The sequence below is a fragment of the Amorphus coralli DSM 19760 genome (genome assembly GCF_000374525.1).
Taxonomy (GTDB): Bacteria; Pseudomonadota; Alphaproteobacteria; order Rhizobiales; family Amorphaceae; genus Amorphus; species Amorphus coralli.
In genome coordinates this window covers 132,616-145,301 of the sequence record NZ_KB894575.1, presented here as the reverse complement: position 1 = coordinate 145,301, position 12,686 = coordinate 132,616, and the positions used below count along the sequence as shown (strand labels likewise).

Below are 12,686 nucleotides of genomic sequence, written 5' to 3'. Positions count from 1 at the left end.
CCCTTGCGAAGATCGGGGACGGTGCAGTCGACGCCGCTTGAGGGTATATGAAATATAATGCATAATTCCCCTCAAGATGAGCTCATCCAGCGCTAGCGAAATCGTCACTTTCAGCGGTCGGGTCTCGAGTGCGGATGACACCGCCCTCGACGAGGGGACCGCGTTCCTGGAGATGGTCGGCGAGCGCGTGCGCAGCGGTCGGGCCCGGCGCGGCCTGTCGCGCAAGGCGCTGTCGGAGGCGTCGGGCGTCTCGCAGCGCTATCTCGCCCAGCTGGAAAGCGGTTCCGGCAACATCTCCATCGCGCTTCTGCGCCGCATCGCCGATGCGCTGGATTTCCGCATCGAGTGGCTGGTGGGCGAGGACGATCCCTTCGTTTCCGAGATCCCGGCCATGGCGGCTCTCTACCGGGCCGCGACCCGCGAGCAGCGCCGCAAGGTGCTGGAGGTCCTCGATCCGGAACATCCCGACCTGCGCCGGGCCTCGCGCATCGCGCTGATCGGCCTGCGCGGCGCCGGCAAGTCGACGCTCGGCCGGCTCACCGCAGCGACCGTCGGACTGCCCTTCCTGGAGCTCAACGAGGAGATCGAACAGGCGAGCGGCATGCCGATCAACGACGTGATCGGGCTCTATGGCCAGGAAGGCTACCGGCGGCTGGAGCATCAGTCGGTGGAGCGCGTGGCGGCCACCCACGATTCCATCATCCTGGCGGTGGCGGGCGGCATCGTCTCCGAGCCCGAGACCTTCACCTACCTGCTGCGCCACTTCCACACGATCTGGCTGAAGGCGCAGCCGGAGGAACACATGATGCGGGTCCGCGCCCAGGGCGACGAGCGGCCGATGGCCGGCAGCCCGGCGGCGATGGACGAGCTGAAGAGCATCCTGACCAGCCGAGAGGCGCTGTATGCCCGCGCCGAGGCGGTGGTCGACACCTCCGGCCGCACCATCGACGAGACACTCCAGGACGTGCTGGAAACGATCCGCTCCCAGGGTTTCCTCGACGGCGGAACCGGAGACGGCGCGCGCTACGTCTCGCTCTGGGACCGGGTCGACGCGGTCTGAGGGCTGGCCTCCTTGTTTACCGGTCGCTGCCCGGCCGCGATGCCTTGAGGATTTCGGGAGCAAGGAAGGTCTTCGGGTACCTATCGAGAACTTCCACCAGAATGCCCGCGCCGACAAGCTTTTCGACAATCATGCTTGCGGCGCGATAGGTGACATTCAGTTTTTCACTCGCCTCGGGTATCGTTATGATCGGGATCTCGAATAGAAGATCCACGATTGATGCGATGTTCGATGACCGTCCAATATCGGAGGCCATGGATCTGTAACGCTCATGAAGCGCTATGAGCCGATCGATCGTGTTGATCGTTTCACGGCAGCTTTGAGAGACGATTTCGGCGAAGAACGTGATCCATTCGACCCATTCTCCCCGCGTCGAGACGTTGTACATCCGATCGATATAGTCGTCTTTCCGCTGCTCGAGAGCCGGGCTGACATAAAGAACCGGCATGTCCAGCAGGCCGCCGTGGACAGCCATCAAAGAAATGAGCATCCGCCCGACGCGGCCGTTCCCGTCCAAGAACGGGTGTATCGTTTCGATCTGGTAGTGGACCAATGCGAGGTCGATGAGCGCAGAATCTGCCTCTCTTCCGTCCCGATTTATGTACTTTTCGAGGTCATCCATACAGGAGGACGCTTCGGCCGGCGGGGCGGGGACGAATCTGGCCTTCTCGATAACGGGACCGCCAATCCAGTTCTGGTCCCTTTTGTACTCTCCGGGCCGTTTCTGCGCTCCGCGCTGAGGGCTGAGGCCGCTCAACAGGATTTCGTGCGATTTTCTGATGAGCCGATGGGAGATTGGCAGCGTGCCCAGCAAACCCAGACTGGTCTGCAATGCGTGGATGTAGTTGACGATCTCTCTTGTCGATTCATCGCTGGCACTATCGAGGCCTGCTTCCGCGAGCAGGAGATGATCGTCGGTCGTGTACGTGCCTTCCATTGCCGACGACGTGAGCGCCTCATTTCTTTGAAGAGGGCGGACGAGAATGTAGGGGTTCTGCAGACGGCGGCAGGCCCCCTTGAGTTCACCAAGACTGCCCATCGCTGTCATGAGCGGCAAGGCCACAGCCGCGAGGTCGATCCGTGGCGGGAGGGGTGCCGGAACGAATGCCAGTTGACGGCTGAGAGTTGGAACGAGGCTGCCGGTCTCGGGCGCGATGAAATCACTTTTATCCATTGTACCTCCGTACAAAATGGAGTCAGTGGATTATACATAACGCATAGTTTGGTATCATGTACGTTCGGAAGTTGATACCGACAACCGGGCTCGGGCGGCAGGCGAGTTTGGCGAAAAAGGCAGGCGGAGGGGCCGCCTGGACCCGCTACCGGTCGCTGACCCGAATGACGACGGCGGTGGAGCTGTCGCCCGCGGCGCAGCCCTGGAACAGGCCGTAGCCGCCGCCTTTGGTCACCAGCTCCTCGATCAGCTCGATGATGGCGCGCAGGCCTGTCGGGCCCTGCGGATGGCCCCAGATCAGCGACGAGCCGAAATTGTTCATCGCCCGCCAGTCGATGCCGAAGGCGCGGGCGAATGCGATATCGTTCACCGCGAACGGGTTGTGCGACTTGATCGCCGTCATTTCCTCTATCGACATGCCGGCGCGCTGCAGCGCAGTGGACGAGGCGGGGATGGGCGCGGCCGGCATGTGCGCCTTCTCCACCCGGGCAGTGCCGAACGAGACCAGTTCGATGGAGATCGCCGGGTCGCGGGACAGCTCTGCCGCCCGCTCCGAATCGTCCACCACCACGCATCCGGCCACGCCGTCGGCCGGATGCGTCTGACCGCCGAAGGTGACCGTTCCACCCGGCACCACCGGTTTCAGCCGCGCGAGGCCTTCGGCCGTGGAGCGCACCACGCCTGTGTCGCCGTCCATCGTGGCGAGGGTCTTGCGGAAGCGGGCGTCCGGCACATCGAAGGGCAGGGTCATGAAGCGCTTCAGGAAGGCGGCGTCGTCGGCCAGCGCGTCGTCATACTGCGCCAGCCGGTGGAGGACCACGTCGTGCTGTTCCTCCGTCGTGATGCCCTCGCGCGCGGCCACGTTCTCCGCCGTATTGACCATGGCGCACTTTGCCCAGGGGTCGTTGGAGAAGTTGTCCAGCACCCAGTTCTCGCTGTCGCCCGTCCCGCCGGGGCCGTGCGGCGCGGGATAGTAGAGATGCGGGCCGTTGGAGCAGCGGTCGCCGGATACGACGAGGCAGGTGGTCGCCGCGCCGACCGCGATCTCGCCGGCGGCGGCGAGGAACAGCCGGGCGCCGGTGGCGCAGGCCTGGTTGATGGTCGGTCCGGTCAGGCGCTCGGCGCCAATCATGCCGGCGAACCACGGCACGCAGTAGAAGCTCGACTTCTGCGGCACCGTCAGCCCGTAGGCGGCGTAGTCGAAGATCTCCGGGGCGATGGAGCGCGCTTCCAGCGCGTTGCGCGTGACGTGCGCTGCAAACTCCATGGCGTGGAGATGGGCGAGGTCGCCACCCCAGCGCGCGAACGGGCTGGCGAAATAGGCGCCATAGGGAATGTAGGCCTGCATCTCTCGGGCTTCCTGTGTTCGCTGGCCTCAGCCGGTGGGCTCAGTGTCCACCGCCGAGATAGATCTCTGACACCTTCGGGTCGGCGGCGATCGTGCTGGCGGGTCCGGACAGCGTGATCGCGCCGAGTTCCATCACGTAGGCCGTGTCGGCGACGGCGAGCGCGGCCCGGGCATTCTGCTCCACCAGCAGGATGGAAACCCCGGTGTCGCGCAGCTGGCTGACCGTCTTGAGGATGTCGCGCACGATGAGTGGGGCCAGGCCGAGGCTCGGCTCGTCGAGCATGAGGAGCCGCGGCCGTGCCATCAGCGCCCGGCCCATGGCCAGCATCTGGCGCTCGCCGCCCGACAGCGTGCCGGCATGCTGGCGCCGGCGTTCCTTCAGGCGCGGGAAGAGGGCGTAGACCTCTTCCAGCCGCTGCGGGATCTCGGCGCGGCCGCGCCGGAAGGCGCCAAGCTCGAGATTTTCCTGGACGCTCATGGTGGCGAACAGGTCGCGCTGTTCCGGTACCAGGCTGATGCCGCGTGCCACCCGCTCCTCGGCCGGCACGTAGGCGAGATCCTCGCCCTCGAAGTGGACGCCGCCCTTCGCCGGAAGCAGGCCCATGATGGCGGCGAGCAGCGTGGTCTTGCCGGCGCCGTTCGCGCCGATCACCGTGGCGATGGTGCCGGGCTCGACGGACAGCGACACACCCTGCACGGCCTCCACCTGGCCGTAGGCGACGCGCAGGTCGGCAACTTCAAGAAGCGCGCTCACAGGTCCGCTCCCAGATAGGCCTCGATGACCGCCGGGTTCTGCCGCACCTCCTGCGGGCTGCCCTCGGCGATCTTGGAGCCGAAATCGAGGACGACGATGTGGTTGGTCAGCCGCATCACGAAATCCATGTCGTGCTCGACGAGAAGCACGCTCATGCCGTCGTCGCGCAGCGTCTCGATCAGGGTCGCCAGCGCCTGCTTCTCGCCGTGGCGCAGACCGGCGGCCGGTTCGTCGAGGAGCAGCAACACCGGGTCGAGGCAGAGCGCGCGGGCGATCTCCGCCAACCGCTGCTCGCCCAGCGACAGGGCGCCCGCCTCGATGTGCATGCGGTCGGCCAGCCCGACGCGCTGCAGCTGGCGGGCGGCTTCGGAGAAGATGCGGCGCTCCTCGGTCCGGTCGAGGGCCAGCATGCCGGAGAAGAAGCCGGCGCGGGTGCGCAGGTGCGCGCCGATGGCAACGTTGTCGAGCACCGTCATCGCGGGCGACAGCTTCACGTGCTGGAAGGTCCGCGCGATGCGCCTGCGGGCGACGCGGGCCGGCGCCAGCCCGGTGATGGTCTGCGAGCGGAACACGATCTGACCCGCGGTGAGCCGCGTGACGCCGGTGACGAGGTTGAAGGTGGTGCTCTTGCCGGCGCCGTTGGGGCCGATCAGGCCGACGATCTCGCCCGGCTTCACCTGGAAGGAGACGTCGTTGACGGCAACGAGGCCGCCGAAGGTCTTGCGTGCCTCACGCACCTCCAGGAGCGGGTTGTCGGTGCCGGCGCCCTCGTGGCCCAGCGGTTCGGCGTCGAGGATGCGGCGCGCACCGGGCTTCGGGAACAGGCTGGCAAGCAGCGGCCAAAAGCCGGTGCGGGCGCCCTGCAGCAGGGCCACCAGCAGGATGCCGAAGACGATGCCCTCGTAGTTGCCGCCCTGGCCGAACACCAGCGGCAGCCAGTCCTGCAGCAGATCCTTGAGGATGGTGACGATGCCCGCGCCCAGCACCGCGCCGTAGACGTGGCCGGCTCCGCCCACCACCGCCATCAGCAGATATTCGATGCCGGCGTTGAGGCCGAAGGCGCCCGGCGTGACGGCGCGCTGGAAGTGGGCGTAGAGCCAGCCGGCGATGCCGGCGAGGACAGCGGCGTAGACGAAGACGGCAAGCTTTGCCGTCCAGATGTTGACGCCGACGGACTCCGCCGCCGCCGCACCGCTCCTGAGCGCCCGGATGGCGCGGCCGACACGGGAATCCAGCAGGTTCAGGGTCAGCGCGATGGCGGCCAGCACGATCACCCAGATGACCGGGTAGAAGGCGCGGCCGGACAGGAGCTCGGTCCCGAAGATGGACAGGGGCGGAACGCCCTGGATGCCGTCATAGGCGCCGATGAACTGCAGGTTTCCGAAGAGATAGTAGAAGGAGATGCCCCAGGCGATGGTGCCGAGCGGCAGGAAGTGGCCCTTCAACCGGACCGTGACGAGCCCGATGACGAGAGCCGCCACCGCCGTCACGGCGATGGAGACCAGCAGCGTCGGCCATGGCGACCAGCCGTAGGAGGTCGACAGCAGCGCCGTGGCATAGGCGCCGAAACCGACGAAGGCCGCCTGGCCGAACGAGGTCATGCCGCCGACGCCCGTCAGGAGCACCAGGCCCAGCGCAACCAGGCTGGAGACGCCGACGAAGGCGAGCAGCGTCACCCAGTAGTCCGGAATGAACGGCACCGCGGGCACGGCCAGCATGACCACGGCGAAGACGGCGAAGCCGACCCATTGGCGGGACATGGCCTACTCCTCCTCGTCGTCGTGCGGCGGGCTCCAGATGGAGCGCCAGAGAAGGATGGGCAGGATCGACATGAAGACGATCACCTCCTTGAAGGCGCTGGCCCAGAAGGAGGAGAAGCTCTCCACGATGCCGAGGGCGAACGCCGCGCCGACCGCGGGAACGTAGGCGGACAGGCCACCGATGATGGCAGCGACGAAGCCCTTCAGCCCGATCAGGAACCCGGAGTCGTAGTAGAGCGTGGTCAGCGGGGCGATCAGGATGGCGGAGACGATGCCGATGGCCGCGGCCATGGCGAAGGCGACGCGGCCGGACAGCTCGGTGGAGATGCCGACGATGCGGGCGCCGCGCTGGTTGATGGCGGATGCCCTGAGCGCCTTGCCGATCAGCGTGCGTCCGAAGAACACCGAGAGCAGCACCAGAAGCACCACCGTTGCGCCGATGACCAGCAGGCTCTGGGCGGAGACGAACAGCGGGCCGATCTGGAAGTTCGCGTCGATCAGCGGCGCGGTGCGGTAGCCCTCCGCTCCGAAGAAGACCAGCCCGAGCCCGGTCATGGCGAGGTGTGCTCCGACGGAGGCGATCAGCAGCACCAGGACGGAGGCCCGCGCCAGAGGCTGGAAGGCGATCCGGTAGAGATACGGCCCCATCGGGATCACCAGACAGGCGGTGAGCAGGATGCTGACGGCCGGGCCGAGCTGCAGCGGCGCGAGAAGCACCACCGCGCCGGAGATAAGCCCCGCCGGAACGAGGGTGCGCAGCAGGATGGCGCCGATGCGCTTCGCGCGGAAGTCGTGACGCGCCGCCACCAGGTCCATGACCATGGCGCCGGCGGCGAGTGCCAGCAGCATCGCGACGGAGCCGGGCACGCGCCCCATCTCCAGCGCGGCCAGCGACAGCCCGCCGAAGGTGACGAAGTCACCCTGCGGGATCAGGATCACCCGGGTGACGGCGAAGACCAGGACCAGCGCCACCGCCAGCAGCGCGTAGATGGCGCCGTTGGTAATGCCGTCCTGGATGAGGAAGAGGGCGATCGTTCCGTCCAAGGGAGGGGTCGCTTTTCTCGAAGGGAAAGGGGCGGGTACCGGAGCGCGCTAGGGTTTGATGGAGGCGGTCGGGTCGTCGCCGTACAGGGCGGCGACATCCGCCTCGCGCCGCGCCAGCACCGCCCTTTGGTTGATGTAGCCCTTGTCGGTGATCTCGCCGGCATCCACCACCGGCGGATGATCGAGGAGACGGGCGCGGGCTGCGTAGCGCGAGCTGCCACCGCCTTCGGTCTTCAGCCTGGCAAGGCCCGCGGCCACGTGGGCGCGGACGTTCGGATGGGCGATGATCTCGGCGAGGTCCGCATCCTCGTGCAGGGCGGCGATCTTCCGGCAGGCAGCGACGTTCGGGAAGATCAGGAAGCCCGCCGCATCCCGGTCGTGGCCGGTTACGACGATGTCCTGGGCAACCGGATCGAGGGCGGCGATGCCGTGCACCCTGAGATCGTTCACCGAGACCCAGGTGCCGGACGACAGCTTGAAGTCCTCGGTGATGCGCCCGTCGAAGAAGAGGCCGGCTTCCGGTGCCGCGTCGTCGGCAAATCGCACCGCGTCGCCGGTGAGGTAAAAGCCTTCCTCGTCGAAGGCTTTCTGCGTGAGGTCGTCCTGCTTCCAGTAGCCCGGCGTGATGTTCGGGCCGCGTACCCGGATCTCAAGCTTGCCGGCGTTCGGAACGAGCTTCAGCTCGGTGCCCGGCACGGGGATGCCGATGTTGCCGGAGCGCGGTGCCTGGAAATGGCAGTCGGTGGCCAGCGGCGCGGTCTCCGTCGTGCCCCAGGAACCCACCATCGGCGTCGGACGGCCGGTGGTCTCCAGCGACAGCTCCTCCAGCGCCTGCCAGAGATTCTGGGGCAGCGCCGCCGCGGCATAGAAGACCAGCCGGACCGAAGAGAAGAACCGGCGGGCGAGCTCTGCATCCTCGCGCATGGCCTGGACCAGCATGTCGTAGCCGCGGGGGACATTGAAGCAGAGCGTCGGGCCGACGTCCTTGATGTTGGCGGCGGTCGTGGCGAATGCCCCGGGAATCGGCTTGCCGCGGTCGATGTAGAGCGAGCCGCCGTTCCGCAGCACCATGTTGAAGTTGTGGTTGGCGCCGAAGGTGTGGCTCCAGGGCAGCCAGTCGACCAGCACCGGTGGTTCGCTCTCCAGGAACGGCCAGGTCAGCGCCTTGGCCTCCTGGTTAGCGGTCAGCATGCGCTGGGTGTTGATCACCGCCTTGGGCGTGCCAGTAGAGCCGGACGTGAACAGGAAGCGGGCGATGGTGTCCGGTCCGACGGCGGCATTGGCGGTCGCGACGCCATCCGCATCGGCCCCGGCAAGCAGGCCGTCGAATGCCACCACATCGCCGCCGTGGCCGGCGCTTGCCACCACGGTTGCGTCGGTGAGGCCGGAGATCGCTGCCAGCGCGTGGCCGTAGGTCTGGGCGTCGGAGACGTAGACCACCCCCGGCTGGAGGAGGGCGGTCATATCCTTCAGCTTCTGATGGTCCTGGGACATCAGCGAATAGGCGGTGGAGATGGTGGCGGCGGGAACGCCTATCTCCATGGCGGCCAGCGCGAGCACGGCATGGTCGATGGCGTTTTCCGACAGGATCATCACCGGTCGCTCGGCGGACAGACCCTGGGCCAGCAGCCAGGTGGCGACACGGACGACGCGGTCGCGCATCTCGCCGTAGGTGACCGTCTGCCACGGCTCGCCCGGGCTGGAGCGATCGGCCAGGAAGACCCGCCCGGGATCCCGGGCCGCCCAGGCTTCGAGCCAGACGCCCACGGCGCGCGGCGGCTCGGGAAGCGTGACCGGCGAGCGCAGGATCACCGTTCCGTCGGCGCGTCGTTCGGCTTCGACGCGCGGCTCGGCGAACTGGGTCGCGGCCGTGTCGCGAATGCTTGGGTGTGCTGTCATGACCGCAGCCCTCGGAAAGGTGTCCGCCAGAGGGGAGGGGCGGGCCTGATACGGTCCGCCCCGTGCCTCGACCCGTGAGGGACGGGCGCTACTGCATGTACTTCCAGTCGCCGTTTTTCACGACGACGAGCACGCGGCTGCGCTCGTCATGGCCGTAGTGGCTGTCGTCCGTGGTGTTGAACACCGCGTGGACGCCCGGCACTTCCTTGAGGGTCGCCAGGACATCGCGCAGGGCGGCCCGGTACTCAGGCGTGCCCGGCTCGGCCCCGCTGTCCGCCGCCTGGGCGACGGCTGCCTTCAGCACCTGTCCGGCATCGAACATGTGACCGCCGAAGGAGGACAGGGAGCCCTCGCCGTTCGCCGCTTCGTAGTCCTTGGTGTACTGGACGCCGAGTGCCTTGGTGGAGTTGTCATCGGGAAGCTGGCCGGCCACGACGATCGGCCCGACGGGCAGGATGGTGCCCTCGGCCGCCTTGCCGGCGACCCGCAGGAAGTCCTTACTGGCGGCGCCGTGGGTCTGGTAGATCTGCCCCTTGTAGCCGCGCTCGGCGAGCGTCAGGTTCGGCAGCGCCGCCGGGGTGCCGGAGGCGACGATCAGGATCGCGTCCGGGTTGGCGGACACCAGCTTCAGCACCTGGCCCGTGACACTCGTGTCGGTGCGGGCAAAGCGCTCCACCGGTCCGAGCTTGATGTCGGTGCCGTCGAGCTGGGCCTGCATGGCGTTGAGGAACTGCTCGCCGAAGGCGTCCGAGTAGCCCAGGAAACCGAGCGTCTTCACGTCGTTGGCCTGCATGTGCTCGAGCAGCGCGCCGGCCATCTGCGTGTTCGGCTGCGGCATCGGGAAGGCCCAGTGGCCGCCGTCGCCCTCCAGCTTGATCGGAGCGAGCGGGATCACCGGCGTCTTGGTCTCCGCCGCGATGCCGGCCAGCGCCATGGACGCCGGCGTCGCCGACGAGCCGATGATGATGTCGGCGTTCTCTTCCTCGATGCACTTGCGGACATTCTTCACCGCCGCCGTCGGATCGGTGGCGTCGTCGAAGACCACGTAGTTGACCGTCTCGCCGCCCATTTCGGTGGGCAGGAACGGCACGGTGTTGTTTTGCGGCACGCCGAGCGACGCCGCCGGGCCGGTCGCGGAGACCGTCACGCAGACATTGATCTCGGCGGATGCGGGAACCGTGAAGGCAAGGGCGGCAAGCCCCGCCGCTGCAAAGCGAAGGTACATGGCGTCTCTCCCAATGGCGGCGATCTGTCCCGGGTCTGCCGGCGATCGACCTTGTTCATTCCTTGATGCCCTGCCGTCTTGCGGCGCTGCGATGCAACGCCCGGGCGAGCCTTTCTTGTTGTCATCCGAAGGTCTACAGAAATCCGGCCTATGTCAATACGGTGCCGTATGGTAGGTGAAGCAGGCAGACATGATCGGGAGTTGCCGATGGCGCCAGCACAGGCCTCGACCAGACCGTCCCCGCAGACGCCGGCCGGATCCGCTCGCCTGGGTGCGTCCGACTGGGTGGAGACTGGGCTGAAGATGCTGGCCCGCGGCAATGTCGACGATGTGCGCGTGGAGGTCATCGCCCGCGAGCTCAAGGTCACCAAGGGCAGCTTCTACTGGCACTTCAAGAACCGGCAGGACCTCCTGGAACGCATCCTCGAGCACTGGACGGACTGGGCCACCGTGCAGATCACTCGGTGGGCCCGGTCGGAGGGCGAAACGCCCCGTGACCGGCTCGTCTGGCTGCTGACGCTGCCCGCCCGCTCGCGGCCCGACAAGCACGGCGCCGACATCGAGCTGGCGATCCGCAACTGGGCGCGACAGGATCCGCTCGCCGCCGAAACGGTGCGCCGGGTGGACGAGATGCGGGCCGACTTCTTCGGCGAGCTCCTCGCCCGCCCCGATCTCGGCGCGGATACGCTCGCGGAGCGGGTGGCCATTGCCCAGTCCTTCATGCTCGGCGAGGCGCTTCTGAAGACCGGCGGCGACCGCGATCGCCGGATCCGTGCCGCCCGGGCCTGCGCCCATCTCGTCACCGGCGCCGACTGACCGACCCGTCGGACGAGGCCGTCTGCTTTTGCATGGCTTGCCGGGAAGTGCCTATCTTCTGTGCATAGCTTGTCGCTGTTATGCTTCGAAATGCAGCAATTGGCGCCGGTACGGGCGCCGTCTTCCGTTTCGAGGCTTTCATGGCGACGATCGCGGCCCACCGCCCGGACGATGGTCCGGATTCCGCCCACGCGTGGATGCGGCTGGTCGTCTGCGCGCTGATCACTACCATCGGCGGCGTCGGTTTCTGGTCGTCCGTGGTGGTGCTGCCGGCAGTGGAAGTGGATTTCGGTGCCAGCCGGGGCGGCGCTTCGCTTCCCTATTTCGCGCTGATGACCGGCTTCGCCGTGGGCGGCATCGTCATGGGCCGGCTGTCCGACCGGTTCGGCGTCCGGCTCACGCTGTCGATCGGCCTCGTCTCGCTCGCCATCGGCTACACGCTGGCCGGACTGTCCACCAGCCTCTGGCAGTTCGCCCTGATCCACGGCGTCTTCATTGGCGGCGCGGGCGCCTCGGCCATCTATGGCCCGCTGATTGCCGACGTATCGCGCTGGTTCGACCGGCGGCGGGGCATCGCCGTCTCCATCGTGGCCTGCGGCAGCTACTTCGCCGGCGCGGTCTGGCCCTCGGCCATTCAGGCGATGGTGGAGCAGTGGGACTGGCGCACCGCCTATCTGGCGATCGGCGTGATCTGCCTCGTGACCATCCTGCCGCTGACGCTGTTCCTGCGCCGGCCGGCACCGGACGAACCGGTCGTCACGCGGCGTCCGGTGCGGCGTTCCGGGTCCCAATCGGCCGCCGATGTCGACCTGCCGCTTCCGGTTCTGCAGGCGCTTCTGATCGTTGCGGGCGTTGCGTGCTGCGTGGCCATGGCCATGCCGCAGGTGCACATCGTGGCGTTGTGCACCCAACTCGGCTACGGCGCCCAGGCCGGCGTGCAGATGCTGTCGCTGATGCTGGTGACGGGCATCGTCAGCCGGCTCTTCTTCGGCATGGTGGCGGATCGCATCGGTCCGCTGCCGACGCTGTTGATCAGCTCCATCCTGCAGGGCCTGTCGCTGTTCCTGTTCCTGCCCTTCGACGGGCTTGCGCCGCTCTATCTCGTGTCGGCCCTGTTCGGGCTCGCCCAGGGCGGCATCGTGCCGACCTATGCGCTGGTGATCCGGGCCTTCTTCCCGGCGAAGGAGGCGGCCGGCCGGATCGGTATCGTGCTTTCGGCGACGCTGATCGGCATGGCGCTCGGCGGCTGGATGTCGGGCGAGATCTTCGACTATTTCTACTCCTATGGCCCCGCCTTCATGAACGGCATTGCCTGGAACCTTCTGAATTTGTCGATCGCTACCTTCCTGTTCCTGCGGCTAGGCACCGGCAAGCTCGCGCCCGCCTGAGCTCCATCAATCGGTGTCGAGATAGGCAGCTGTGGCGGCCGGGATTGATGCGCCCGTGAGTGATTTGCGCCGGCTTGCGAGCGGCCAACGAGGCGCTGGCTCAATCGGCCATCCGTCACACTGGTGAAACGGATCGCATTCACCCTGAAGGTTTGCGACCTGAGGGCGATGTGGCGAACAAGTCACACCCAGAAGATTTATGTGCCTGCAATCCCCTG

The 12,686-nt window shown here is 67.1% G+C and carries 10 protein-coding genes; 3 read left to right on the top strand and 7 right to left on the bottom strand.

Annotated features, from left to right (window positions below):
* Positions 1–76: 76 nt before the first annotated feature.
* Complete coding sequence (locus C507_RS0115800; RefSeq protein WP_083923607.1) at positions 77–1,060, top strand: helix-turn-helix transcriptional regulator; 984 nt, start codon at positions 77–79, stop codon at positions 1,058–1,060.
* A 16-nt stretch (positions 1,061–1,076) separates the two neighbouring features.
* Here the strand turns inward: C507_RS0115800 and C507_RS0115795 are convergent, their stop codons facing one another.
* The 7 genes from C507_RS0115795 to C507_RS0115765 form a co-directional block, all read right to left on the bottom strand.
* Positions 1,077–2,234, bottom strand: coding sequence for a Fic family protein (locus C507_RS0115795; RefSeq protein ID WP_018700688.1), 1,158 nt, complete (start codon positions 2,232–2,234; stop codon positions 1,077–1,079).
* Positions 2,235–2,379: 145 nt separating this feature from the next.
* The gene (locus C507_RS0115790; RefSeq protein WP_018700687.1) at positions 2,380–3,582 is read right to left on the bottom strand and encodes a thiolase family protein; all 1,203 of its coding nucleotides are present in this window, start codon (positions 3,580–3,582) and stop codon (positions 2,380–2,382) included.
* A gap of 40 nt (positions 3,583–3,622) precedes the next feature.
* Complete coding sequence (locus C507_RS0115785) at positions 3,623–4,336, bottom strand: ABC transporter ATP-binding protein (RefSeq protein ID WP_018700686.1); 714 nt, start codon at positions 4,334–4,336, stop codon at positions 3,623–3,625.
* On the bottom strand, positions 4,333–6,096 hold the full coding sequence (locus C507_RS0115780; RefSeq protein ID WP_018700685.1) for a branched-chain amino acid ABC transporter ATP-binding protein/permease: 1,764 nt from the start codon (positions 6,094–6,096) through the stop codon (positions 4,333–4,335). Before C507_RS0115780 ends, C507_RS0115785 begins: the two co-directional genes overlap by 4 nt.
* Before the next feature lie 3 nt (positions 6,097–6,099).
* Complete coding sequence (locus C507_RS0115775) at positions 6,100–7,140, bottom strand: branched-chain amino acid ABC transporter permease (RefSeq protein ID WP_018700684.1); 1,041 nt, start codon at positions 7,138–7,140, stop codon at positions 6,100–6,102.
* Positions 7,141–7,188: 48 nt separating this feature from the next.
* Positions 7,189–9,039, bottom strand: coding sequence for a feruloyl-CoA synthase (locus C507_RS0115770; protein ID WP_018700683.1), 1,851 nt, complete (start codon positions 9,037–9,039; stop codon positions 7,189–7,191).
* A gap of 88 nt (positions 9,040–9,127) precedes the next feature.
* The gene (locus C507_RS0115765) at positions 9,128–10,264 is read right to left on the bottom strand and encodes an ABC transporter substrate-binding protein (protein WP_018700682.1); all 1,137 of its coding nucleotides are present in this window, start codon (positions 10,262–10,264) and stop codon (positions 9,128–9,130) included.
* 207 nt (positions 10,265–10,471) lie between these two features.
* Between C507_RS0115765 and C507_RS22530 the strand changes: the two genes are divergently transcribed.
* Positions 10,472–11,080 (top strand): TetR/AcrR family transcriptional regulator, encoded by a 609-nt coding sequence (locus C507_RS22530; protein WP_169508980.1) that lies wholly within the window; start codon positions 10,472–10,474, stop codon positions 11,078–11,080.
* Between the two features lie 140 nt (positions 11,081–11,220).
* Positions 11,221–12,468 (top strand): MFS transporter, encoded by a 1,248-nt coding sequence (locus C507_RS0115755; protein WP_026319149.1) that lies wholly within the window; start codon positions 11,221–11,223, stop codon positions 12,466–12,468.
* The last annotated feature ends 218 nt before the right edge of the window (positions 12,469–12,686 follow it).

What these genes read in the sequence shown, in the direction of transcription:
- C507_RS0115800 (WP_083923607.1), top strand. Translation starts at nt 77, where the DNA reads ATGAGCTCATCCAGCGCTAGCGAAATCGTCACTTTCAGCGGTCGGGTC.
- C507_RS0115795 (WP_018700688.1), bottom strand. Translation starts at nt 2,234, where the DNA reads ATGGATAAAAGTGATTTCATCGCGCCCGAGACCGGCAGCCTCGTTCCA.
- C507_RS0115790 (WP_018700687.1), bottom strand. Translation starts at nt 3,582, where the DNA reads ATGCAGGCCTACATTCCCTATGGCGCCTATTTCGCCAGCCCGTTCGCG.
- C507_RS0115780 (WP_018700685.1), bottom strand. Translation starts at nt 6,096, where the DNA reads ATGTCCCGCCAATGGGTCGGCTTCGCCGTCTTCGCCGTGGTCATGCTG.
- C507_RS0115770 (WP_018700683.1), bottom strand. Translation starts at nt 9,039, where the DNA reads ATGACAGCACACCCAAGCATTCGCGACACGGCCGCGACCCAGTTCGCC.
- C507_RS0115765 (WP_018700682.1), bottom strand. Translation starts at nt 10,264, where the DNA reads ATGTACCTTCGCTTTGCAGCGGCGGGGCTTGCCGCCCTTGCCTTCACG.
- C507_RS22530 (WP_169508980.1), top strand. Translation starts at nt 10,472, where the DNA reads ATGGCGCCAGCACAGGCCTCGACCAGACCGTCCCCGCAGACGCCGGCC.
- C507_RS0115755 (WP_026319149.1), top strand. Translation starts at nt 11,221, where the DNA reads ATGGCGACGATCGCGGCCCACCGCCCGGACGATGGTCCGGATTCCGCC.